The sequence below is a fragment of the Alcanivorax sp. genome (assembly GCF_019431375.1).
GTDB lineage: Bacteria > Pseudomonadota > Gammaproteobacteria > Pseudomonadales > Alcanivoracaceae > Alcanivorax > Alcanivorax jadensis_A.
Map to the genome: position 1 here is coordinate 224,652 of NZ_CP080267.1, position 24,935 is coordinate 249,586.

The window sequence follows — 24,935 nt, forward strand, 5'->3', positions numbered from 1 at the left end:
TTAGCCGATCAGCTTCCCCAGGCACCCTTGTAGTTGCTGATCATCCTTTCAATAGTGAAATGTTTAACGATATGAGCCCTGCAGTGGTCCTGCCGCTCTGACCATTGCTGAGGGGCTTCTCGTTTCATTCGTATTGCCTCCAGGGTGGCAGCTGCGAGCGCCCCGGAATCCCTGGCGGTCACAACCCAGCCATGCGCCCCGATAATGGTTGCCGTATCGCCCACGTCAGTCGCTACGCAGGGTGTGCCACATGCCATTGCTTCGGCTATGACGTTAGGGAATGCTTCGGCTGAACTCGAGAGAATATGTATATCGAGTTGATTCATGATGAAGGGAATGTCTTCCTGTTCCCCCAGCATTTCAATATTCCCAGCTAGATCGTAACGATTGATGAGGGAAAGCATTTCCGTATTCTCCGCATCCATCCCTTGACCTATCAGCCGGCAAACAAAATCGATCTTTTGGTTTTTGAGGCTGGCCAGTGCCCGCAGCAGATTATCGTGGTCCTTGAGTGGGTCAAAACGGGCAACCATTCCGAGGGTGATTGTATTTTCAGCCGGAGAGTGCTTGGTAAGGGGTTTGAACTTGTCCAGCTCGTACCCGTTGGGAATGATGAGCGTTTTGGCGTGGCAAAAGCCCGATTCATTATGCAGCTCAGAGGACTTTTGAGAACAATAAATAATTCTGTATGGAATGATCCGTGAGACGTAGCGGCAAAGTCGAATCACAAAGAGAGTTGATTTCTTGTTTCTTTCCGGGTCGAAGGTGGCGTGGTGAATCCCCCAGAATATTTTTCGTGCGCCGCACAGTCTTGCGATTATGCCGCCTACAAAGCTGGCATGGTACATCCATGTTTGAATGACCGTGGGGCGGTATTGACGTAGCAGCCTGGCAAGCAGAAAGAGCCCTTTAATGGTGATCTTTCCGCTGCCCATATCAAGATGATGAACTTTAATGCCTTTATCGGACAACTTGCTGGAATATACTCCCTCCTCGCGCATGCTGATTACGATATGTCTATCATCGCTGTCATCATTGCAGACAAGACGAAACAGGGCGGCTTCTGCTCCTCCATTATGAAGGCTGGTTGTTATATGAATAATGGTTTTACTCATAATTAAACGGCAGTGTATTCAAGGGGGGGGCGGCCGGCACTGAATGTGTCTTTGAGTGAAGCTTTGAATTCATTGATCTGGTCAACCGGTAGCCGTATTTGGGTTTTCCCGTGTCGGTTTATCTGCTCTTCCAGGCCCTGAATGTTTTCTCGGTATATAACGGGCAAGCCAAAATCTTTCTCTTTCTCTTTGGCTCGGTTGTCTACTCCGATAATCAATGTGCGTTTACTGTGCTGAAGTGCTCTGATGCCACCATGCAACCGAGTTCCAACGTAATCGACTTGATTGCTTTCAAGGAAGGCATCGTACTGTTTGAGTGACGGCGGGATCAGTTTGATATTGCTGTTCTTCAGGTGAGTTTTTTCATTGAGTAGTTGTTGGAGATACTGGAGGTCTCTTGAACCCTGAATCCATATGTAGACTTGCTCGTAATTTTTCAGCAGTGTATCGATAGAGTAGGCATCGGCTTCTATGTCTCTTGCATAGTCCGTTAGTGTGTATATCACTTTGGCTGATTTTTGTTCGGGAATGCTGTCGCAGTGTTCTTCGCTGAGATTCCACATGGTCGGGCAGCCGGTGTTTAGTGTGTTGTTGATGCCACAGGTAGCCAGTTTGGATTTTGTGTATTCATCACGGACAGAAATAACTCCGGTCTTGGTGAGCCCTTTCTTTAGAAGCCATTTCGTATAGACGTCGGGGTCCCCCTGGTATGCTCCCCAGCCAACGCCAATAGGAATTACTGGCTTTATGAAAAAGACGGTGAATGCATTCACGGCCCATGCAGGTCTGAGAAACATATGCGAGGAAAGGCAGTTTGTGCCACAGAGAATGTTGGCCTTTACTTCTCGTTGGAGTTTTAGTGAATGATAGAGCAAGGGGTCATGGCTGGAGAAATGTATCAGCTGGGTATTCTTTAACAGGTCTGTCACTTGGTGCAGTGAGGCATCCATAATGATTTGATCGCCAATATTGGATGATCCAATGGCGGTATTGAAAATGCCTGCTAATTCCATCGTTTAACTCCAAACGAATAAAAAGACCGGGTAACAAGGTAGAAGACCACGCTATATACTGCCAGTGCATAAGAAATGGCGTACGGGGATGTTTTAAGTATGGCCGCTGATGCTATCAGTGCTGCGATGAATGCAGCAAGGTTGGACAGCAGAATTTGGCGATGAAGGTTTTGTGCTCGCAGGAAGTAAACGAATTTCTTGGCTGCGGAGAAAAGTAACCGGTAAAAATAAAGCAAGATTATGGCGATGTAGCCGCCGGTGTCGGTTGCGAAATACCAGGCCAGCACGGTAAATAAGGCAATGACTGCAATCAGGGTGTTCTCAAAATGAATGTTTCTTTCAGTCTTGCGCAGGGAAACGATATCTGTTTTGGAAATGATGTTCCGATACAGAGGTTGAAAGCGGTTTTCCTGCACGGTCATCAGTAGTGTGAATACTCCCAGCAGGCTGAAAAGTGTTTTCTGCTCAATGAAAGCACTGTTATCAGTAAATTGGTACAGAAGGATGAAGAGCCCTTGCGTTGATAGCCAGACCAGAATGAAGGATAGGCTACTTTGCAGGCCGGTTTTCAGAATGACAGATGTTGATGCCGGTTGTTCACTGGCGGCTTTAGGGGTCAAGTTGCTGATCAGGTAATACAGGCACAGTGGTAAATTGAGGGCTGTCGCGATTAACCAGAAAACGGTAATGCTCTGTGTCAAGTATAAACCTGCCATGGCGGATGCAATGGCAATCACTCCCCCCAGTGAAATGGCAAGTGAAGACACTATACGGTTCATTGATAGGGCTGACTTGCGTATCAGTTCAATGGTTGCCCAGATGCACGCGAAAACAAGAAAGCTACCTGTGGCACTGTCAATGTAATATGCCACTGCTATCAGTGGAGTGAGCGCTGCCAGGATAGTTATATGCATTGAGGTGCATTTTTTTATCACATTGGCGCTGTCTGAATTGGCAATTGCCATAATGGGAACGCCAAAAAGCGCTGCAGCGATGCTGCTTCCCAGTAATATCCAGGAGGCCTGATAGAGAATATGTGCGGCAGTTTCACTGCTGCTGATTTGTGGGGGGATCAGATTGATAGCCAGTATGATCAGGGCAATGAGGCCCTGATCGAAATACCTGAAAAAACTGTCTTTGCTCAACAGGTGTCTGACTGGATGGGGAGATGCCATTTTACTTGGCGCCAAAGCCGGTCACGATGGTCTTGATAGTCTTCTGTACAATCAGGATATCCATCCACAGGGAAAGGTTCTTGATATAAAAAAAGTCGTGTTCGACCTTTTCCCGAGTTGATTCTGTACAGACAGCATAGCCCTGACTTACCTGTGCCCAGCCTGTGATGCCCGGCCTTACAATGTGCCGGTAACTGTAAAAAGGCACTTCCTGCTCAAATTTTTGCACGAAGCCTGCCTGTTCAGGCCGCGGGCCGATTAGGCTCATATCACCTTTCAGTACATTCAGAAACTGTGGCAGTTCGTCCAGACGGAATTTTCGGATAAAACTGCCAAAGCGAGTGATCCTGTGTTTGTCCATATCCGCAAAGCGTGGGGTGTCGTCGTCTTCGGGAACCATGGAGCGGAATTTGTACATACGGAAGGGCGTGTTTTTCTGGCCTACTCGTTCCTGAACAAAGAGAACAGGGCCCTTGGATTCGAAGCGAATAATAAGGGCCAGTATCAGAGAGACTGGCAGCACGATAGGGCTCAGCAGAATTACAGAAAGAATGTCGATTAGCCTTTTGGCAATGACATAAACAGCGCTTGGCTGCAGGGAATCCATGTCGTGGATGCTGAGCATGTTCAGGTCGACTTTGCCGTTTATGGCTTCGTTGAGTGCCTTGCTGCTTATGATTGTCGTGCCTGAGGCGCTATGGTGGGCCACATAGCGGAGCCAGCCGTCTTCTATTTCATTGTCAGTGTTCACAACCAGAGCATCGTAGCGAGTATCGGATAGCTCGGCTGATGTGAGTTCTCTGAAGCAGATATTTTCTGCGCCGTCTTTATTGGTTATTTCCACGCCGGGCAGTAGTGCGAATTTCAGCTTCCGATATCGTCGGTTAATGATGAAGTTGGCAAATTGAACGCCAATCAGCATTGCAAAACCCGTGAACAGGGTGCTGCGGGAGTAACCCAGACGAAATGCGAGGATGATCATCATTGCAGAGGCAATCAGGGCCAGGGTGATGCTGGCACTGTAGGAGAAATTGCGCCCACCCGGAAAACGGACGATCTTTTTTAACAAAAGTGCATTGATGATGTAGATGGTTGTCAGAGTGATCAGGGATAGCTGCTGGTTTGGATCCTGCGGGATCAAGACAGAGCCATGGGCAATGAGTTGGGCACCCACCAGGGTGATGATCAGTCCAGCAAGATGGCCGATCACGGGATTGAGCAGCAGCCTTTCGTGAAGGCGAGTGTGCCGCGCTGGATCTATTGGTATGTAGTGAGAATTCATAGGTCTCAAGCGCCTGATTTTATGCCCAGATAGGCGTGTAAATAGTCCATTTTTGCAGGCTCCAGCCAGGCATTTGGTGCACAGGCCCTGGCGGAGGCCTGCATGGCGTCCATGTTTGTTATCAGCTGATGAAGGCTGTGATGGATGGAGTCGGCTGTGTTGTCACACAGCACCCCGTTTCCGTTGTCGATCAATTCGTGGCAACCACCCACATCGCTCAGCAACAGCGGCAGCCCATGTGCCTTGGCCTCAAGGGCGGACATGGGTAGCCCTTCACTGTCAGAGATAAGGCAAAGGGCATGATAACGGTGGAACTGATCAAACGCCTGGATTTCCCCGGCGAAAAATACATTGTTCGGCGCGTTTGCCTGTAACTCCTGTTGTGCAGGTCCGGAACCGACAATCGTGAGAGTTAGTTCATCCTGTGAGAAGCCTGAGACGACGTCTATCAGTAGATCCGGACGTTTAGGGTGCGCCAGTCTGCCCAGAAAGAGTAATTTTACCGGTTTTGCCGCCAGGTTTGCAGACTGTTCTGCCGGCTTCGGGGTCCGGTTGGTCAGTGTGACGGTTTTGTCCGGCGATATGTTCAGCTTGTCGCTGCATTTGCTGGCGTCAGCTCGTGAGACGTTGATTACCAGGTCGGTCAGGGTTGAGAGTAGCCGTTCCGCGAGGGTGTAGACCCCGGACAGCTTGCCGCCATTGTAGATAGAGGACCAGCCGTGGGAGACATAGATGACACGCAAACCGGGTGTGAATAGCTTCATCAGTCTGGCATAGACCCCGGCATTTGCGGAGCTGGCCACCAAGGTGGAAATGCCGTTATTCCGAATATAGCGGCGTAATCGCATTAACCCGGCAGGGCTGGGAATCCGCTTGAGCAACTCGGGAAGAATCAGGGGGGAGAGCGCACGCAGGGTTTGAGTCAGCCACTTATCCTCGCCGGCAATCAGGAAAGGGTGGATGTCGTCTTGCAGAAGACGAATCTGGTCCAGGGTCCAGCGCTGGGCGCCGCCAGTTTCTGCTTTGGTGATGATGAAACCGATACGTGGCTTATTGTTATCCATGTCAGACCCGTAGTGCACACTGGCGGCGGATTTTCTCACTTTCACGTGGCAGAGGGAAATCCGGGTCGAGGAGTGGAGGGGGAGTGCTAATTGTATGGGTATGGGGAGGGTCTGTCAGAGGGCGCAGTGTTATTTGCTTGAAGGTATTTCTTAAGAGTTGTCACGGTGCCAGCTTCTTAGTGACCAATCATTGGGGCAAAGAAAAAGGGCTTACCCGATGGATAAGCCCTTTCCTTGTTTGGCTCCGCCTGCTGGGCTCGAACTAGGTGAATTCGCTGAATTCACCAATGATTAACCGTCGACCGCAGGGCGACCAATCATTGGGCAAAGAAAAAGGGCTTACCCGATGGATAAGCCCTTTCCTTGTTTGGCTCCGCCTGCTGGGCTCGAACCAGCGACCCAATGATTAACAGTCATTTGCTCTACCAACTGAGCTAAGGCGGAATGTCTTGAGGCGCGTATATTAGTGACGCCTCCCGGGGTCGTCAACACCCCGGGAGTGTGTTTGTTGCTTATTTAGCCAATGCTTGCTCGATACGGCGCATGGCTTCTTTCAGCGTGTCCATGCCGACGGCGAAGGACAGGCGCATGCAGCCCGGGGCGCCGAAGGCGGAACCGGGGACCAGCGCCACTTCGGCGGTTTCCAGCAGCAGGGCCGCCAGGTCGGTGTCGGATTCCACGCCATCCAGGTTAGCGATGGCGTCGGAGAAGTCCGGGAAGGCATAGAAGGTGCCGTCACCCTGGGCGCATTTCACGCCGGGCAGGGCATCCAGCGCGGCAGTCAGGTAGTCATGGCGCTCCTTGAACGCTTTGACCATCTCGTCCACGCAGCCCTGATCGCCGGCCAGTGCGGCTTCTGCCGCTGCCTGGCTGATGGAAGCCGGGTTGGAGGTGGACTGGGACTGCACCTTTTTCATGGCCGCGATCAGCTTCTGCGGGCCGCCGGCATAGCCGATGCGCCAGCCGGTCATGGAGTAGGCCTTGGAGACGCCGTTCATTACCACGGTGCGGTCGTACAGTTCCGGACACGCGTTGACGATGTTCACGAAGGGTTTGCCGGTCCACAGAATGTGCTCGTACATGTCATCGGTGGCGACGATGATGTCCGGGTGCTTCTTCAGCACTTCACCCAGGGCCGCCAGCTCTTCGATGGAGTAGGCCATGCCGGAGGGGTTGGACGGGCTGTTGATCACGAACAGGCGGGTTTTCGGCGTGATGGCCGCTTCCAGCTGTTCCGGGGTGATCTTGAAGCGGCTGTTTACGTCGGTTTCGATAACCTTGGGAACACCACCGGCAACCAGCACCATATCCGGGTAGCTCACCCAGTAGGGGGCGGGAATGATGGCTTCGTCGCCGTCGTTCAGCAGGGCCAGGGCCATGTTGAAGAAGGACTGCTTGCCGCCGCTGGACACCAGGATCTGGTTTGGCTCGTAGTCCAGGCTGTTGTCGCGCTTGAACTTGTCGATGATGGCCTTTTTCAGGCCGGGAGTGCCGTCTACCGGGGTATATTTGGTCTTGCCGGCGTTGATCGCTTCAATGGCGGCGTGTTTGATATGATCCGGGGTATCGAAATCCGGCTCACCGGCACCCAGCCCAATAATGTCTTTTCCCTGTGCACGGAGTTCACCGGCTTTAGCGGTAATGGCCAGGGTAGGAGACGGCTTGATGCGTTGTACGCGGTCGGAAAGGCTGATATCGGACATGCACTCCTCATTCGTCTAAAGAGTCGTATTGGCTGCGCTTTTGGCGCAGAACGCCTGTGGCTTGTAAGCGCAGAAAGGGGCGTGCATTTTAGCGGACCAGGGCTGAAATGTCCCGTGTTTCCTTGCGGGCGCGAGGAGAACCGCTGCTCTGGCGGTTAACGATCACCGCCGTTGGAGCCTTCAGGCGCTCGGTTAACGATCACCGCCGTTGGAGCCTTGCTCGCAAGGCGAAGATTTCAGCGGGCACTAATCCGGATTCGACCCTTCGCCTTGCCAGCAAGGCTCCAACGAGACGAGGCTTCGAATTGCGGGGATGCCTGTCTGGAATGACAGTAGTACACTACCTTGACTCTGAACGTATGCCCTTTGCGACTTTCCCCGCGCGGGAGGGCTGCCACCTGGAAGTATTCATGTCCGACAGCCTGTTCAAGCTCCATTCCGATTACCAACCCGCCGGTGACCAGCCGAAGGCCATCGCCCAGTTGATCGAGGGGATCAACGACGGCCTGGGTCATCAGACGTTGCTGGGGGTAACCGGGTCCGGCAAGACCTTCACCATGGCCAACGTGATCCAGCAGACCGGGCGGCCCACCATCATCATGGCGCCGAACAAGACGCTGGCGGCCCAGTTGTACGGGGAGTTCAAGGAGTTCTTCCCGGAAAACGCGGTGGAGTACTTCGTTTCCTACTACGACTACTACCAGCCGGAAGCTTATGTGCCGAGCTCGGACACCTTTATCGAGAAAGATGCGTCGGTGAATGAGCAGATCGAGCAGATGCGGTTGTCTGCCACCAAGGCCATTCTGGAGCGGCCGGACACCATCATCGTGGCCACCGTGTCGGCCATTTACGGCCTGGGTGACCCGGCCAGCTACCACGCCATGGTGCTGCACCTGGTGCGCGGGGATCGCATCGACCAGCGCGAGCTGCTGCGCCGGCTGGCGGAGCTACAGTACACCCGCAACGAGATGGATTTCCGCCGCGCCACCTACCGGGTGCGCGGGGATGTGATCGATATTTTTCCGGCGGAAGAGGAAAAAGAGGCGGTTCGCATCGAATTGTTCGATGACGAGGTGGAAACCATCAGCATCTTCGATCCGCTGACCGGTGAGGTAATCAACCGGGTGGGGCGGATCACCATCTACCCCAAGAGCCATTATGTGACTCCCCGGGAGACCGTGCTCAAGGCCATTGAGATGATCAAGGAAGAGCTAACGGAGCGTCTGGCCGAGCTCAAGGAACAGAACAAGCTGGTAGAAGCTCAGCGGCTGGAGCAACGCACCCGGTTCGACATCGAGATGCTGCAGGAGCTGGGCTACTGCAACGGGGTGGAAAACTATTCGCGGCTGTTCTCCGGCCGCGCCCCCGGCGAGGCGCCGCCGACCCTGTTTGATTACCTGCCAGAGAATGCCCTGCTGATTGCCGATGAGTCCCACGTGACCATTCCTCAGCTGGGGGCCATGTACAAGGGTGATCGCTCGCGCAAGGAAACCCTGGTGAGCTTCGGTTTCCGGCTACCGTCGGCCATGGATAACCGGCCCCTCAAGTTCGAGGAATGGGAGCGGCTGGCCCCCCAGATGGTGTTTGTCTCCGCGACGCCCGGCCCTTACGAGGAAAAATACGCCGGCCAGGTGGTGGAGCAGGTGGTGCGTCCCACCGGGCTGGTGGACCCGCAGATCGAGATCCGCCCGGCGATTACCCAGGTGGACGACCTGTTGGGTGAGGCCAAGGAAGCCATCGCCAAGGAGCAGCGGGTGCTGGTCACCACGCTCACCAAGCGCATGGCGGAAGATCTCACCGAGTACCTGAACGAGCACGGCATCAAGGTGCGCTATCTGCACTCGGACATCGACACCGTGGAGCGGGTGGAGATTATCCGCGACCTGCGGCTGGGCAAATTCGACGTGCTGGTGGGGATCAACCTGCTGCGTGAGGGCCTGGATATGCCAGAAGTGGCGCTGGTGGCGATCCTGGATGCGGACAAGGAGGGCTTCCTGCGCTCGGACCGCTCGTTGATCCAGACCATCGGCCGGGCGGCGCGGAACGTGGATGGTCGCGCCATTCTCTATGCGGACAAGATGACCGGTTCCATGGAGCGGGCCATCGACGAGACCAACCGTCGTCGCGAGAAGCAGGAGGCCTTCAACAAGGAGCACGGCATCACGCCGCAGAAGCTCAACAAGAAGGTCCGCGACATCATGGACGACAGCGGCGGCAGCCGTTTCGACCGCAAATACAAGGGCGACAAGAGCAAGAAGGTGGCCGAGTCAGCCTCGAAATACGAAGCCATGTCCCCGGCGGAAGTGGCCCGTGAGATCAAGGCCCTGGAAAACAAGATGATGGAACACGCCAAGAACCTGGAATTCGAAGACGCGGCGGCGACACGGGACAGGATTCATCAGCTTCGCGAGCTTGGATTCATGCGATAACGTTTCTACAAGGTCGCTGTAGGAGCGCCGCTTGAGGCGCGAATCCGAGCCTAGGCGAGGGAAAAAGGGGGGGGGGGCGGTCTTTCTAGAGGGGATGGCGATTAGGGATATTCCTGATCGCCCTGTGGCCGATTTCCTTGCTACGCAAGGTTCGCACCTCAAGCGGTGCTCCTACGCGGCTCCGTTGTTGCCTTGTGGTGCCAGCTCTTCTACCCAGATCAACGTCCCCGCAATCACCGCCACCGGCATGATGAACAGGTTTACCAGTGGCAGCATGGTCAGGCCCATGACCACGGCACCGAAGGTGAGCACCAGCCAGCGCTTGGTTTTCAGGCGTTCCAGCATTACTTCGAAGGGCACCTGGCGGTTATCCGCGCCGAAATCGATGTACTGCATGGCCAACAGCCAGCCGGACCACAGGAACCAGATCACCGAGGCGAACACGTTCACCACCGGGATGAAGTAGACCACCATCACCACAAACAGGATCAGCAGCGCCCGCCACAGCCAGTACCAGGTCTTGCGTATTTCCCGTTTGAAAGTGCGCACGATCATGGCCGGAATGGATTCGTCGGGCATGGGATAACCGGTGGTCTGGATATCCACCTGCTCCGCCAGAAAGCCCATGAACGGCGCTGCAATCAGCTGCACGCCGATGGAAAAGACGCTGGCGAACAGGGCCAGCAGCAGGATCCAGACCAGAATAATGGCCGCGTCGATGAGGAAGTGTAGGGCCTCGTTGAGGAAGCTCAGTGAGCCGGTCAGCGCCCAGTCCGCCGTGGCTGAAGCGATCCAGCCGGCGATCCAGCTGCCGCTGGCCCAGTAGAGGCCACCAAAGACAACGATGTTGAATATCAGTGGAACTACCACATACACACGTAGCTCCCGGCTTTTCGCCAGGGTGACACTGCGTTTGAGATAGCTGATGGCATCGGCAACTTGAGACACGGCAAATCCTTGGCTGTGAGAAAGCAGCTACAAGCTACAAGCAGAGAGCGAAAAGGGAAAGCCCCTGCCGGCAAGTCCCATCCTCCCGTGACCGTTGGAGCCTTGCTCGCAAGGCGAAGGGCTATCAGGGTCCGGTAGCCGCCGTTTCCGAGCCACTGGGCCACTGTTGGAGCCTTGATTGCAAGGCGAATGCCTTGGCCGGGAGCTCTTCGCCTTGCGAGCAAGGCTCCAACGGGGGCGGTGGAGGGAAGGGGTGGGCAGAGCGTGTGAACCGGGCCCGGCTTTTGCAGTTGTTTTCAATTCGCCCCCCGGCTTTGCAGGAGCCCATGCTTGCATGGCGAACCGTCCGCCGACGGCACGAGCGCCATGTAACCATGCGCACGGAGGAGCCCGGCATTTTTGGCCTTATTGTAAACAGGACGTTGCGGCTGATGAATTCAGTCCGGGTTGTCGCTAGACTTACCCCTTTTAATGCCCACGGTGCGCCGTAATCGCTTCAGGGGCGGCGAAAATCCTTGTTTTCGCCCAATTTTTGGCCTGTTGGCCCGAGTTAAGCAGACACTATGCGACTGAAATCCATAAAACTGGCCGGGTTCAAATCCTTTGTGGACCCTACCACCACCAATTTTCCGGAGAATCTCACCGCTGTGGTGGGGCCCAACGGGTGTGGGAAGTCCAATATCATTGATGCGGTCCGCTGGGTGATGGGGGAGTCCTCTGCCAAGCATCTGCGTGGCGAGTCCATGGCGGACGTGATCTTCAATGGCTCCAATGCCCGCAAGCCCGTGGCCCAGGCCTCCATCGAGCTGATTTTCGATAACTCCGATGCCACCGTTACCGGCGAGTACGGCAAGTTCAACGAAATCTCGGTGAAGCGGCAGGTGACCCGCGACGGCCAGTCCAACTATTTCCTCAACGGCACCAAGTGCCGCCGCAAGGACATTTCCGATATTTTCCTGGGCACCGGTCTGGGCCCGCGCAGCTACGCCATTATCGAGCAGGGGATGATTTCCCGGCTGATCGAGGCCAAGCCGGAAGAGCTTCGCGTTTACATCGAGGAAGCGGCGGGGATCTCCAAGTACAAGGCCCGCCGCCGCGAGACCGAGAACCGCATCCGCCGGACCCGGGAAAACCTGGAACGGCTCACGGATATCCGTGACGAGCTGGAGCGCCAGCTGGAGCGCTTGAGCCGCCAGGCCAGCGCGGCGGAAAAGTACAAGCAGTATAAGGAAGAGGAGCGCCTCAAGGGTGCTCAACTGAAGGCTCTACGCTGGAAAGGCCTGGATAGTCAGGTCAAGCAGCTCGACTTTGTGATCGGCGAGCTGGATGTGTCCATGGAAGCCAAGGTGGCCGAGCAGCGCCATGTGGATGCGGAAGTGGAGCGCCTGCGCGAGAAGCACCACGAGGTGCAGGAACACTTCAACCAGGTGCAGCAGCACTTCTACGCCTTGGGCGCGGAAGTGGCCCGGCTGGAACAAAGCATTCAGCACCAGCGTGAACGCAAGCAGCAGCTCTATGAAGAGCTGGACCAGATCAAGGCCAGCTGGCAGGAATCCGATGAGCACCTGAGGGTGGACAGCGAGAAGGTGGCGGAACTGGATGCCATCCTGGCCGAGCGCGAGCCGGAGCTGGCGCTGATCAGCGAACAGCAGGAAGCCTCCGCCGAGGCCCTGGCGCTGGCTGAAGAGACCATGCAGAACTGGCAGCAGGAATGGGAAGAGTTCAACGGCAAGTCCGGGGAATCCCGCCGCCAGGCCGAGGTGGAACAATCCCGTATTCAGCACCTGGAGAAATCCCAGGACCGCCTGAAAGAGCGCATCGAGCGCCTCAGGAAAGAACAGGACTCTCTGGATTCCGGCCCGTTGGCCCAGGAAATGCGCCAGCTGGAAGAGCAGGTAGAGCAATATCGCGGCCAGTCAGAAGAAAACGAACTGCGCAGCGAATCCTTGCAGGAAGACATCAACCGCATGCGCCGGGAAAACGGCGACCGTGGCCGTCAGTTGGACGAAGCCCGCGAGAAGCTGCAGACCCTGAAGGGCCGCCGCACCTCGCTGGAGGCCCTGCAGAAGGCCGCCATGGGCGACGACGGCGCGGTGAGCGACTGGCTGAACCGCCACGAACTCGACGCTGAGCCGCGCCTGGCCGATCAGGTGCAGGTGGACGAGGGCTGGGAAAAGGCCCTGGAGGCGGTGCTGGGCGACAGCATTCAGGCGGTGGCCATCAGCGGATTCGATCAGGTCAGCGACTGGCTGGGTGATCTGTCCCACGGTCGCCTGGCCCTGTTCAGCCCGGCTTCGTTGAAGGGCTCAGGCAGCAAGGGCAAACTGCTTCGTGACCCTGTGCAGGGGCAGGTGCCGGAAGGCCTGCTGGCCGGTGTTTACGTGGCCGATGACCTGAATGCGGCCCTGGCCCTGCGTGGTCAACTGGACGCTTACGAATCCGTGGTGACTCGCGATGGCATCTGGCTGGGCCCGGACTGGCTGAAGGTGGCCAAAGAGGAAGATCAGGAAGCCGGTGTGCTCGAACGTCGCCGCGAGCTGGATCAGCTGGAGGGTGAGATTGAGACCCTGCAGGCCACCGTGGACGACCTGAAAGAACAACTGGAAAGCACCCGCGAGCAGATTGGTGAGTTGGAAGAAGAGCGCGAAGAGGTGCAGCGTCAGGCCAGCCGTATCAACCGGGAGCTGGGTGAGATCAATGCCCAGGTTAGTGCCCGTCAGGTGCGCCTGGAACAGATCACCATGCGCCGTGAGCGCCTGGGCCGCGAGCTGGAAGAAGCGAACGAGCAGCACGCCCAGGAACAGGAGCAGAGGAAAGAGGCCCGGGCGGTGCTGGCGGAGGCGCTGGACGCCATGGAGGCTGACAGCGGCCAGCGCGAGGCATTGCTGTCCCGTCGCGACGAGCTGCGCCTGCGCCTGGACGAGGCGCGCCAGAAGGCCCGCCACGACCGCGACCAGTCCCACCATCTGGCCATGGAAGTGCAGGGCGCCCGAAAGGCCTGGATAGTCAGGTCAAGCAGCTCGACTTTGTGATCGGCGAGCTGGATGTGTCCATGGAAGCCAAGGTGGCCGAGCAGCGCCATGTGGATGCGGAAGTGGAGCGCCTGCGCGAGAAGCACCACGAGGTGCAGGAACACTTCAACCAGGTGCAGCAGCACTTCTACGCCTTGGGCGCGGAAGTGGCCCGGCTGGAACAAAGCATTCAGCACCAGCGTGAACGCAAGCAGCAGCTCTATGAAGAGCTGGACCAGATCAAGGCCAGCTGGCAGGAATCCGATGAGCACCTGAGGGTGGACAGCGAGAAGGTGGCGGAACTGGATGCCATCCTGGCCGAGCGCGAGCCGGAGCTGGCGCTGATCAGCGAACAGCAGGAAGCCTCCGCCGAGGCCCTGGCGCTGGCTGAAGAGACCATGCAGAACTGGCAGCAGGAATGGGAAGAGTTCAACGGCAAGTCCGGGGAATCCCGCCGCCAGGCCGAGGTGGAACAATCCCGTATTCAGCACCTGGAGAAATCCCAGGACCGCCTGAAAGAGCGCATCGAGCGCCTCAGGAAAGAACAGGAATCTCTGGATTCCGGCCCGTTGGCCCAGGAAATGCGCCAGCTGGAAGAGCAGGTAGAGCAATATCGCGGCCAGTCAGAAGAAAACGAACTGCGCAGCGAATCCTTGCAGGAAGACATCAACCGCATGCGCCGGGAAAACGGCGACCGTGGCCGTCAGTTGGACGAAGCCCGCGAGAAGCTGCAGACCCTGAAGGGCCGCCGCACCTCGCTGGAGGCCCTGCAGAAGGCCGCCATGGGCGACGACGGCGCGGTGAGCGACTGGCTGAACCGCCACGAACTCGACGCTGAGCCGCGCCTGGCCGATCAGGTGCAGGTGGACGAGGGCTGGGAAAAGGCCCTGGAGGCGGTGCTGGGCGACAGCATTCAGGCGGTGGCCATCAGCGGATTCGATCAGGTCAGCGACTGGCTGGGTGATCTGTCCCACGGTCGCCTGGCCCTGTTCAGCCCGGCTTCGTTGAAGGGCTCAGGCAGCAAGGGCAAACTGCTTCGTGACCATGTGCAGGGGCAGGTGCCGGAAGGCCTGCTGGCCGGTGTTTACGTGGCCGATGACCTGAATGCGGCCCTGGCCCTGCGTGGTCAACTGGACGCTTACGAATCCGTGGTGACTCGCGATGGCATCTGGCTGGGCCCGGACTGGCTGAAGGTGGCCAAAGAGGAAGATCAGGAAGCCGGTGTGCTCGAACGTCGCCGCGAGCTGGATCAGCTGGAGGGTGAGATTGAGACCCTGCAGGCCACCGTGGACGACCTGAAAGAACAACTGGAAAGCACCCGCGAGCAGATTGGTGAGTTGGAAGAAGAGCGCGAAGAGGTGCAGCGTCAGGCCAGCCGTATCAACCGGGAGCTGGGTGAGATCAATGCCCAGGTTAGTGCCCGTCAGGTGCGCCTGGAACAGATCACCATGCGCCGTGAGCGCCTGGGCCGCGAGCTGGAAGAAGCGAACGAGCAGCACGCCCAGGAACAGGAGCAGATGAAAGAGGCCCGGGCGGTGCTGGCGGAGGCGCTGGACGCCATGGAGGCTGACAGCGGCCAGCGCGAGGCATTGCTGTCCCGTCGCGACGAGCTGCGCCTGCGCCTGGACGAGGCGCGCCAGAAGGCCCGCCACGACCGCGACCAGTCCCACCATCTGGCCATGGAAGTGCAGGGCGCCCGCACCCAGGCGGATTCCCTGCGCCAGAACCTGAGCCGTCTGGAATCCCAGGTGCAGGCCCTGGCCGAGCGCAAGGCGCTGCTGGAAGAGCAGACCAACGAGGGCGACGAGCCGGGCACCGAGCTGCAGATGCAGCTGGAAGAAAAACTGGAAGTGCGCCTGGAAGCGGAACACAAGCTCACCGAGGCCCGCCGGGAACTGGAAGCGGTGGACCACGAGATGCGCAACCTGGAAGGCCAGCGCGGTCAGTTTGAACGCCAGGCCCAGGAAATTCGCAGCACCATGGACCAGAAGCGGATGCAGTGGCAGGACCTGACCACCCGCCGCCAGACCGTGGCCGAGCAGCTGGGCGAGCACAACTTTGATCTGGATACGGTGCTGGAAAACCTGCCCGAGGAAGCCAACGAGCAGGAGTGGGCCCGGGAAATGGACATGATCGGCCAGCGCATTTCACGGCTGGGCCAGATCAACCTGGCGGCCATCGACGAATACCAGCAGCAGTCCGAGCGCAAGAACTACCTGGACAGCCAGAACGCGGACCTGGAAGACGCGCTCAACACCCTGGAAAACGCCATTCGCAAGATCGACCGGGAAACCCGGGCGCGCTTCAAGGAATACTTCGACCGTATCAACCGTGGCCTGCAGGAATTGTTTCCCAAGGTGTTCGGCGGCGGTCACGCCTACCTGGAGCTCACCGGCGACGACCTGCTGGATACCGGCGTCACCATCATGGCGCGGCCTCCGGGCAAGCGGAACAGCACCATTCACCTGTTGTCAGGGGGTGAGAAGGCTTTGACTGCTCTGTCCCTGGTATTCAGTATCTTCCAGCTCAACCCGGCGCCGTTCTGTCTGCTCGATGAGGTGGACGCGCCGCTGGACGATGCGAACGTGGGGCGTTTCTGTAACCTGGTGTCGGAAATGTCCGCAAAAGTACAATTCATCTACATTACTCATAACAAGATTGCGATGGAGATGGCTGCTACCCTGATGGGGGTCACCATGCATGAGCCTGGTGTATCCCGTCTGGTGTCGGTCGATGTGGAAGAAGCTGCCGAAATGGCGGCTATGTAAGGCAATCCGGTGCTGTCCGTAATGGTGGCACTTCAGCGCAAGCAAGGAAGATGAGGCAATGGGCCTGAATCTGGAAACACTGATTGGCATTCTGGTTATTCTGATTCTGCTGATCCTGGCGGACGGTGTCCGTCGTATGATCAGGGAACGGCAGGGGCGGCTGCGTATGCGTATCGACCCGCGTTACCGGGATGCCCAGGAAGAAGACGCCGAGAAAAGCGATTACAACCCGGAGCTGATCGGCACCGCCCGCGTGGTGCGCCGGGCCATGGAAATGGACTCGCAGCAGCAATCAGAAGCGCCGCCCACCATGATGGAGCCGGACGAGGTTGTTAACGAGCCTGCCACTGCCGAACAGCAGAGCCTGTTTGAAGGCGATCGGCAGCCGGAGCCAGTGGATGAGACCCCGGCCCCGCAATACCGGGAGCCGGAGCCCCAACCGGAACCGCCCCGCGAGCCGCCGAAGCCGGTGGTGGAACAGCGGCCAGTGGAGAAGAAACCGGTTGAGCGTCAGCCGGAAAGAAAGCTGGAACGCCATCGCGAGCCCCAGCCGGTAATGGAAGTGATCGTGGTACACCTGATCGCTCACCGTGGCGCGCCCTTTGCCGGTAACGACCTGCTGCGGCTGCTGCTGGAATCCGGCCTGCGCTATGGACAGATGAACATCTTCCATCGCCACGTGAATCTGGACGGCCGTGACGAGTTGCAGTTTTCCATGGCCAATGCGGTGGAGCCGGGCACCTTCGACCTGGACACCATGGAAGAAAAGACCTTTGCCGGTGTGACCTTCTTCCTGAAACTGCCGGGGCCCACTGACGCCCTGGGCGCGCTGGACAAGATGCTCTCCATCTGCCGCCGCCTGGCCAGCGAGCTTGACGGTGACCTGAAAGACGAACAGCACAGCGTGCTGACCCCGCAGACCATGGAACATTTGCGCCAGCGAGTGCAGGAATTCGAGCGTCGCCAGCGGGTGCCTAGTGCGTAAAAAGCAGCTACTAGCTTCGAGCTGCTAGCTGCGAGGAAAGCCGCATCGTTGCGGGCTGGAGCCTAGGGTGCACTGAGCCTAAGCGAACTGCACCATGCATAGGCCTAACGGTGCAGTTCGCTTAGGCTCAGTGCACCCTACGTTTAATATGGCACCGTAGGAGCGCCGCTCGAGGCGCGAAGCGGTTAAAGAAGACAACACCGATACAGCGCCGGTTCGCGCCTGCAAGCAGCCTCCAAAAAGATAAGAAACAGGAATACACCGTCCCGTGAGCCAGCCTTCCCAAGACATCTTCCAGAAAGCCCAACACCTGCGCGACCAGCTCAACGACTGGTCCTATCGCTATTACGTGCTTGATGATCCGGCGGTACCGGATGCGGAGTACGATCGTATTTATCGTGAATTGCAGGCGCTGGAGGCGGAGCACCCGTCGCTGGTGTCAGCGGATTCGCCCACCCAGCGGGTGGGGGATGTGCCGCTGGACGCGTTTGATCAGGTGCAGCACGAAGTGCCCATGCTCAGCCTGGATAATGCCTTCGACGATGATGAGCTGCGCGCCTTTGACAATCGGGTGCGCGAGCGCCTGGATGTGTCCGATACCGTGGATTATGTGGCCGAACCCAAACTGGACGGGCTGGCGATTTCCCTGTTGTACCTGAACGGGGAGCTGGTGCGGGCGGCAACCCGCGGTGATGGCCAGACCGGCGAGAACATCACCACCAATGCTCGCACCATCCGTTCAGTGCCTCTCAAGCTGCGCGGCGACAAGGTGCCGGCACGGCTGGAAGTACGTGGCGAAGTGGTGATGCCCCATGCTGGCTTTGCTGCGCTCAATGCTCGTCAGGAAGAAGCCGGGCAGAAGATATTTGCCAATCCACGCAACGCCGCCGCCGGCAGTCTGCGCCAGCTGGATTCGCGCATCACCGCCAGCCGGCCGCTGGAGTTCTATGCCTATTCCATGGCGCAACTGGAAGGAGTGCCCGAACCGGCCACCCACGCTGACATGCTCGATGCCCTGCGCGGCTGGGGCCTGCGGGTCAATCCGGAGGTGCGGCTGTGTGCCGGGGTGGATGCACTGCTGGATTTCTACCGTGGCATTCTGGAAAAGCGTGACCGGCTCGATTACGACATCGACGGCGTGGTCTACAAGGTCAATCGCTTTGATTGGCAACGGGATCTGGGCTTTGTCAGCCGGGCGCCACGCTGGGCCATCGCTCACAAGTTCCCTGCCCAGGAAGAACTCACCGTGCTCAACGGCGTGGACTGGCAGGTGGGGCGCACTGGTGCCCTGACGCCGGTGGCGCGGTTGGAACCGGTGCAGGTGGGCGGTGTTACCGTGAGCAATGCCACGCTGCACAATATTGATGAAATCCAGCGGCTGGATATCCGCATCGGCGATACCGTGGTGGTGTACCGGGCCGGGGATGTGATTCCCAAGGTGGTCAGAGCGTTGCCGGAACGGCGTCCGGCGGATGCGAAGGATATTTCCCTACCGTCGAACTGCCCTGTGTGCGGCAGCGAGATTCTGCGTGGCGATGACCAGGTGGTGGCCCGCTGCACCGGCGGCCTGAAGCCGGGCAGAAGATATTTGCCAATCCACGCAACGCCGCCGCCGGCAGTCTGCGCCAGCTGGATTCGCGCATCACCGCCAGCCGGCCGCTGGAGTTCTATGCCTATTCCATGGCGCAACTGGAAGGAGTGCCCGAACCGGCCACCCACGCTGACATGCTCGATGCCCTGCGCGGCTGGGGCCTGCGGGTCAATCCGGAGGTGCGGCTGTGTGCCGGGGTGGATGCACTGCTGGATTTCTACCGTGGCATTCTGGAAAAGCGTGACCGGCTCGATTACGACATCGACGGCGTGGTCTACAAGGTCAATCGCTTTGATTGGCAACGGGATCTGGGCTTTGTCAGCCGGGCGCCACGCTGGGCCATCGCTCACAAGTTCCCTGCCCAGGAAGAACTCACCGTGCTCAACGGCGTGGACTGGCAGGTGGGGCGCACTGGTGCCCTGACGCCGGTGGCGCGGTTGGAACCGGTGCAGGTGGGCGGTGTTACCGTGAGCAATGCCACGCTGCACAATATTGATGAAATCCAGCGGCTGGATATCCGCATCGGCGATACCGTGGTGGTGTACCGGGCCGGGGATGTGATTCCCAAGGTGGTCAGAGCGTTGCCGGAACGGCGTCCGGCGGATGCGAAGGATATTTCCCTACCGTCGAACTGCCCTGTGTGCGGCAGCGAGATTCTGCGTGGCGATGACCAGGTGGTGGCCCGCTGCACCGGCGGCCTGATCTGTGGCGCCCAGCAGCGTGAGGCCATCAAGCACTTTGCCTCGCGCCGGGCCATGGATATCGATGGCCTGGGCGACAAGTTGGTGGATGCTCTGGTGGACCAGGAGCTGATTGCCACCGTGGCGGATCTTTACCGGCTCAAGGCGGAGCAGGTGGCTGGCCTTGAGCGCATGGGCGAGAAATCCGCCGATAACCTGATCGCCGCGCTGGAAAACTCCAAGACTGTCGCCCTGGGGCGTTTCCTGTTTTCCCTGGGGATCTTGCAGATTGGTGAGGAAACGGCCAAAAACCTGGCGGATTGTTTTGGCGATCTGGACACGATTCGCCGGGCGCCGCTGTTATTGCTGCTGGCGGTACCGGATGTGGGCATGGAAGTGGCCAAGGCCATTGGCGCCTTCTTTGCCGAAGCCGATAACGAGGCGGTGATTGATGGGCTGCTGGCTGCCGGGGTGAATCCGCAGTCCAGTGGTGAACCCTCAGCAGCCTTTGTGCACAGCCTGACCCTGGCGCATCTGCTGAAATCCGCCAAGCGGCTGGGCATGAACCTTGAGGGTATCGGTGACAAGTCACTGGAAACCCTGGGCAGCCATTATCGCACGGTTGCCGAGCTGAGCGCCGGTGCTGCAGAAGGGGTCGGCGCGGAGCCCAAGGGCGTGCGTTCCGGAGTGATGACGCAGTTGAGCAAGGCGCTGGCGGAAAACGGCTGGCAGGCCCGTTTGCAGGAAGCTGAAGCCATGGTGGCCGAGCTTGCCGCCCGCGCACCGGCCCAGGCGGAAAGCCGCCCGCTGGAAGGGCAGACCTGGGTGCTCACCGGCACCCTGGAACAGTTTACCCGTGACCAGGCAAAGCATGGCCTGCAGCAGTTGGGAGCCAAAGTGTCCGGGTCGGTGTCGAAGAATACATCTATGGTAGTGGCCGGCGCTGCAGCGGGTTCCAAGCTGGCCAAGGCCGAGTCCCTGGGGGTTGAGGTCTGCGATGAGGCCGCGCTACTGTCCGTATTCGAACAACACGGCATTGATCCGGGAGCATTATGAGAATCGGTCTTACCCTGCTATTGGCGGCACTGCTTCTGGGCGGTTGCGCCGGCACACCGACCCAGACAGACAATGTCTGTGCGGTGTTTGATCAGCGGGGGGGCTGGTTCAACAACTGGTACAAGTACGCCAAGAACACGGAAAAGGAATACGGCGTGCCGGTACCGGTACTGATGGCCACGATCTACAAGGAATCCGGCTTCAATGCCCGGGCCAAACCGCCCCGCACCAAGCTGCTGGGCTTTATTCCCTGGAAGCGGCCTTCTTCCGCCTACGGTTACCCCCAGGCGCTGGATTCCACCTGGCAGTGGTACCAGGATGATACTGGTCGCCACGGCGCTGACCGTGATGATTTCAAGGATGCAGTGCGGTTTGTGGGCTGGTACCACTACCAGAGCCACAAGAAAAATGGCGTCGCCCGGAACGATACCTACAACCTGTATCTCAACTATTATGCCGGCCACGGCGGTTATGCCCGCGGCACCTGGAAAAATAACAAGTGGATGAAAGGTGCCGCCCGCCGCACTGCCGATATGGCTAACCGTTATCAGCAGCAGATGAACAGCTGCGGGCGGTAGAAGAGCAGCTTCTAGCTACGAGCTGTGAGCTAGAAGCTAGAAGCTAGAAGCTAAATCAAAACCCTCCGCCGCAACTCTGTGGTGATTCGTTTAGCAGAAAGTCGGGCTCGCGTTGCCGCTTGAAGCTTGAGGCTTGCAGCTGCCTTTACCGCTAAACTGCCGTTTGTCCGGTCTTATCGGAATCCGGTCGGTTTGAATGTGGTTCGCTGTAAAAATGTGACAAGAAGCACAAAAGCAGGTCTTTGGGGACCTGAGACATCAAGGGGAACACACTTTGCGTTTTGTATTCGGTCTGCTGCTATGGGCAAGCGGGGTCATGGCGGCGTATGCCATGCAGGTGGACAAGGCCATTGTTCATTTTCCCGCGGATAAATCACCGCGTCAGGATGTGGTCATCGGTAACCCAGGAGAAGAGCCCCTGTTTGTGGATGTGGGCATTCTCACCGTGAGTGATCCGGGTACCGACAGTGAGCAGCGATTGCCGGTGAAGGATCCGGAATCGGCCCCCCTGATTGCCACGCCGCGGCGCCTGATGGTGCCACCGGGGGGGAGTCGCCGGGTGCGACTGGTGAACCTGGAAGGCCATGGTGATATGGAGAAGGTCTACCGGGTAGATCTGAGACCGGTGGCCCCGCCGGAGCAGATGGATAGCACTGGCGTGCGGGTACTGGTGGGCTACCAGTTGCTGGTGTTTGTGGCGCCTTCGCAAACCGGAGTGTCACTGGAAGGGCAGCGCGACGGCAAGTCCCTGACACTGAGCAACAAGGGCAATGTGAATGTGCTGTTGCATGAGGGGGAGCAGTGCCCGCCAAGCCCATCTACCCGACCCTGTGAGCCGGTACAGGGGCGCCGCCTTTACCCGGGTAACAGCGTTACCCTGGCATTACCCATGGATGCGCCGGTGCGTTTCAATCTCACCACTGCCGGTGAGACCCGGCAGCAGCGTTACCCCTGATCGGAACGGCCGCCATGGGATCGCGCTGGCAGGCCGGGTTGATTGTCCTGCTGGCTTCTTTGCCGGCCGGGCAGCTCATGGCTCAGGATTACGCCGTGCCACCGGGGTTCGAAGCATTGATGGAGCCCCAGGAAACCCTGGTGGATGTGTACTTCGGCGATCGTCTGGTGCTGTCTACCCCTGCTCGCTACTCTCCCGAAGAAATTACCTTTCTGGAACCGGATGCGCTGATCGGCGCTATGCCCCAGGTAAAACCGGAGCCCTGGTTGCTGGCGGTGCTGTCCACGCCGTTGGACCCTCACGGCGACAAGGTCTGTGTCAGTGAACATCAGCAGGAATGTGGCCTTATCGAGCCGAAAGTTGCCGGCGTGATTTTTGACGAACAGCGCTTTCGGGCGGACCTGTTTATCCACCCCAAGTATCTGGAAGCGCCGGAAGCGCTGGCGCCACGTTATCTGCCTGAACCCACGGAAAGCCGGTGGGGTGGGGTGCAGAATCTCAGTTTCAGCCATGCAGGTAGCGCTGAAGGGGAGAACAATACCAGTTTGTTCGGTCGCAGCCTGGTAGGCCGAGGCGCCCAGTATGGCTTTGCCAACTGGGTCAGTACCGATGAGCAGTCCCTATCCATTGATGAACTGGGCTGGCAACGTAACTACCCGGATCACCAACTCACTGTTGGCCTGTTTCAGCCTAACAGCGACATGCTGACGGTGATTGACCGGCAGCCGATCGCCGGGGTCGGTGTGTCCCGCTCGTTGGTGCGTCGCCAGGATCTCGACTCCGCCTTTGCCACCTCGGTGGAAGTGTTCCTGTCGTCTCGCAGCCGCATTGAGGTGTACAAGGATGGCCGCCTTTACGGTAGCCAGTTTCTGGAATCCGGGCGTCGCCGTCTGGATACTGCCCGCCTGCCTACCGGGGCCTACACACTGGAACTGCGTATCACCGATGCCAACGGCAATACCCGGGTGGAAGAGCAGTTTTTTGTGAAAAGCCGCCGGCTGGCGCCGCAGGGCGAAAAACTGTGGTTTGCCCAGGTCGGGCAGGCCACCGCCTTTGCCCGCGACCAGGTTCTGCCGGAAGACAGGCAGACCGCCCTGTTGATGACCGGCTTGCGTCAGCGCTTTGCGGATACCTGGGGTGGAGGGGTGGCCATGGCGGCTACCGGCGAGCAGGCCCTGCTGGAAGTGAGTGGCGACTGGTTTTCCCGTTATTCACAGCTGTTTGCCAGCACTTTTGTAGAAAGCGAAGGCGGTGGCGGTTTTACGTTGCGCGGTAATGCCCGCTACCGGGACTGGCGTTTCCAGTTCGACAGCCAACGGGTCTGGACCGACGATCCGACCGTTTTTGACGTTGATTTTGATGCGCGGGAATATCGATTGTTGCCCCGCTCCGTGCGACGTGACAGTGCTGAGTTATGGGTGCCAGCGGGGCGTGGGCAGTTGGTATTCTCCCATCGCCGTCAGCGACTTGGCCGTGCCAGCGAACAAACCATCAGCTCGGCGGCCTACCTGCATACGTTCCGGGTGGGAGGCGGTCAGGTGATCAACCTGTCTGCCAGCCTGACGCGCAATAACGGCGACAACCAGATACTGCTCGGCGCCAATTGGTTGATGACCCGCCCGGACTGGCAGCATCAGGCCAACCTTGGCTGGGTTCAGGACGATGCTCCGGGTACCGAGGACGGGGTTAACGCCGCCTGGGCCAGCGCCTGGAATGACCGGGATCGTTTTGATGCGGACCTGACGCTGGGGGCGGGGGTGAACTTTGATCCGGGTCGCCAATCCGTTCTGCTCAACAGTGAATACGGCTCCCGCCACGGGCGTGGCCGTGCCGATGTGGCCTTCAATGATTCCGACCGGGGTGGCCGCGATACCCTGACCAGTGTGCGTTATGACACCAGTCTGGTGATAGGTGATGGCGCCGCGTTGGGTGGTGAGCAACTGAATGATTCGGCGGTGTTGCTGAAGCTCAACGGTGCTGAGGGCGCGCTATTCGATGTGCTGGTCAACGGTAACCCGGAGATGGTGGTGAAAGGCGGCAGCTCGGCGACACTGACGCTGCCTGCCTACCAGGTACACAAGATCGCTTTGCGAGATCGCGGCACTGACTTTGTGAATCTGGACAGCACACCCCGGGACGTGGTGCTGTACCCGGGCAATGTGGCGATGCTGGCCTGGGAGCTGCAAAGAGTGATGGTGGCTATTGGTCGTCTGCAGGATGCGGATGGGAATATCCTCTCCCGTGCCCGCATCCAGGGCCCGGGTTTCGATAACCTGGTATTCACCGACGAAGACGGCTACTTCCAGCTGGAACTCCCCGAATCCAGCATGGACAGCCTCTATGTGGAAACCGCCAACGGTCGCTGCAACCTGCAGCCTGGCTTAGTGGAGATCCGGTATGGGGTGGCGAGGTTGGGGGCGGTGGTTTGTTCAGTTAACAGTGAATAGTTAACAGTGAACAGCTGCGCGTGAAAATTGGTTGTGTGTTGAAAGCAAAGAGGCCGCGTCCAGAGTTTGGGCGCGGCCTCTTTGCTTTCAGAACCAACAAGCCGGTCCCGCGAAGCTGTTCACTATTCACTGTTA

General features: G+C 58.3%; 15 protein-coding genes, 1 tRNA gene and 1 pseudogene. 9 read left to right on the forward strand and 8 right to left on the reverse strand.

What is annotated here, in order from left to right:
• Positions 1 to 8 precede the first annotated feature (8 nt).
• The 7 genes from KZ772_RS00990 to KZ772_RS01020 all read right to left on the reverse strand — a co-directional run bounded on the left by KZ772_RS00990 (position 9) and on the right by KZ772_RS01020 (position 7,352).
• Positions 9 to 1,115 carry a glycosyltransferase gene (locus tag KZ772_RS00990; RefSeq protein ID WP_290538055.1) on the reverse strand — a complete coding sequence of 369 codons (1,107 nt, stop codon included), beginning with the start codon at positions 1,113 to 1,115 and terminating at the stop codon, positions 9 to 11.
• Positions 1,116 to 1,117: 2 nt separating this feature from the next.
• Complete coding sequence (locus KZ772_RS00995) at positions 1,118 to 2,128, reverse strand: polysaccharide pyruvyl transferase family protein (RefSeq protein WP_290538056.1); 1,011 nt, start codon at positions 2,126 to 2,128, stop codon at positions 1,118 to 1,120.
• On the reverse strand, positions 2,119 to 3,273 hold the full coding sequence (locus KZ772_RS01000) for a hypothetical protein (protein ID WP_290538057.1): 1,155 nt from the start codon (positions 3,271 to 3,273) through the stop codon (positions 2,119 to 2,121). Before KZ772_RS01000 ends, KZ772_RS00995 begins: the two co-directional genes overlap by 10 nt.
• Before the next feature lie 31 nt (positions 3,274 to 3,304).
• A complete protein-coding gene (locus KZ772_RS01005) occupies positions 3,305 to 4,585 on the reverse strand; it encodes a sugar transferase (RefSeq protein WP_290538058.1) in 1,281 nt (426 codons plus the stop codon).
• Between the two features lie 5 nt (positions 4,586 to 4,590).
• Entirely contained in the window at positions 4,591 to 5,649 is a 1,059-nt protein-coding gene (locus KZ772_RS01010; protein WP_290538059.1) for a glycosyltransferase, read from the reverse strand.
• A 368-nt stretch (positions 5,650 to 6,017) separates the two neighbouring features.
• A tRNA-Asn gene (locus KZ772_RS01015) sits at positions 6,018 to 6,093 on the reverse strand.
• 68 nt (positions 6,094 to 6,161) lie between these two features.
• On the reverse strand, positions 6,162 to 7,352 hold the full coding sequence (locus tag KZ772_RS01020) for a pyridoxal phosphate-dependent aminotransferase (protein ID WP_290538060.1): 1,191 nt from the start codon (positions 7,350 to 7,352) through the stop codon (positions 6,162 to 6,164).
• A gap of 410 nt (positions 7,353 to 7,762) precedes the next feature.
• Between KZ772_RS01020 and uvrB the strand changes: the two genes are divergently transcribed.
• Positions 7,763 to 9,781 carry an excinuclease ABC subunit UvrB gene (uvrB, locus tag KZ772_RS01025; RefSeq protein ID WP_290538061.1) on the forward strand — a complete coding sequence of 673 codons (2,019 nt, stop codon included), beginning with the start codon at positions 7,763 to 7,765 and terminating at the stop codon, positions 9,779 to 9,781.
• A 171-nt stretch (positions 9,782 to 9,952) separates the two neighbouring features.
• On the opposite strand, the gene cysZ is transcribed toward uvrB, so the two are convergent.
• Positions 9,953 to 10,729: a sulfate transporter CysZ gene (gene cysZ, locus KZ772_RS01030; RefSeq protein ID WP_290538062.1), complete on the reverse strand. Its 777-nt coding sequence runs from the start codon at positions 10,727 to 10,729 to the stop codon at positions 9,953 to 9,955.
• A gap of 563 nt (positions 10,730 to 11,292) precedes the next feature.
• Between cysZ and smc (KZ772_RS01035) the strand changes: the two genes are divergently transcribed.
• The 8 genes and pseudogenes from smc (KZ772_RS01035) (at position 11,293) to KZ772_RS01070 (ending at position 24,800) form a co-directional block, all read left to right on the forward strand.
• Positions 11,293 to 13,761, forward strand: coding sequence for a chromosome segregation protein SMC (gene smc, locus KZ772_RS01035; protein ID WP_290538063.1), 2,469 nt, complete (start codon positions 11,293 to 11,295; stop codon positions 13,759 to 13,761).
• Positions 13,758 to 16,508: a chromosome segregation protein SMC gene (gene smc, locus KZ772_RS01040; protein WP_290538064.1), complete on the forward strand. Its 2,751-nt coding sequence runs from the start codon at positions 13,758 to 13,760 to the stop codon at positions 16,506 to 16,508. Before smc (KZ772_RS01035) ends, smc (KZ772_RS01040) begins: the two co-directional genes overlap by 4 nt.
• A gap of 58 nt (positions 16,509 to 16,566) precedes the next feature.
• Positions 16,567 to 17,493 carry a cell division protein ZipA gene (gene zipA, locus KZ772_RS01045; RefSeq protein ID WP_290538065.1) on the forward strand — a complete coding sequence of 309 codons (927 nt, stop codon included), beginning with the start codon at positions 16,567 to 16,569 and terminating at the stop codon, positions 17,491 to 17,493.
• 268 nt (positions 17,494 to 17,761) lie between these two features.
• A pseudogene (ligA, locus tag KZ772_RS01050) lies at positions 17,762 to 19,063 on the forward strand (NAD-dependent DNA ligase LigA); the annotation flags it as partial.
• A 50-nt stretch (positions 19,064 to 19,113) separates the two neighbouring features.
• Positions 19,114 to 20,820, forward strand: coding sequence for an NAD-dependent DNA ligase LigA (ligA, locus tag KZ772_RS01055; protein WP_290539505.1), 1,707 nt, complete (start codon positions 19,114 to 19,116; stop codon positions 20,818 to 20,820).
• Positions 20,817 to 21,398, forward strand: coding sequence for a transglycosylase SLT domain-containing protein (locus KZ772_RS01060; protein WP_290538066.1), 582 nt, complete (start codon positions 20,817 to 20,819; stop codon positions 21,396 to 21,398). Before ligA (KZ772_RS01055) ends, KZ772_RS01060 begins: the two co-directional genes overlap by 4 nt.
• Positions 21,399 to 21,672: 274 nt before the next feature.
• Positions 21,673 to 22,353, forward strand: coding sequence for a fimbria/pilus periplasmic chaperone (locus tag KZ772_RS01065; protein ID WP_290511212.1), 681 nt, complete (start codon positions 21,673 to 21,675; stop codon positions 22,351 to 22,353).
• Between the two features lie 14 nt (positions 22,354 to 22,367).
• Positions 22,368 to 24,800, forward strand: a complete 2,433-nt coding sequence (locus KZ772_RS01070) for a TcfC E-set like domain-containing protein (protein ID WP_290538067.1) — start codon at positions 22,368 to 22,370, stop codon at positions 24,798 to 24,800.
• Positions 24,801 to 24,935: the final 135 nt, after the last annotated feature.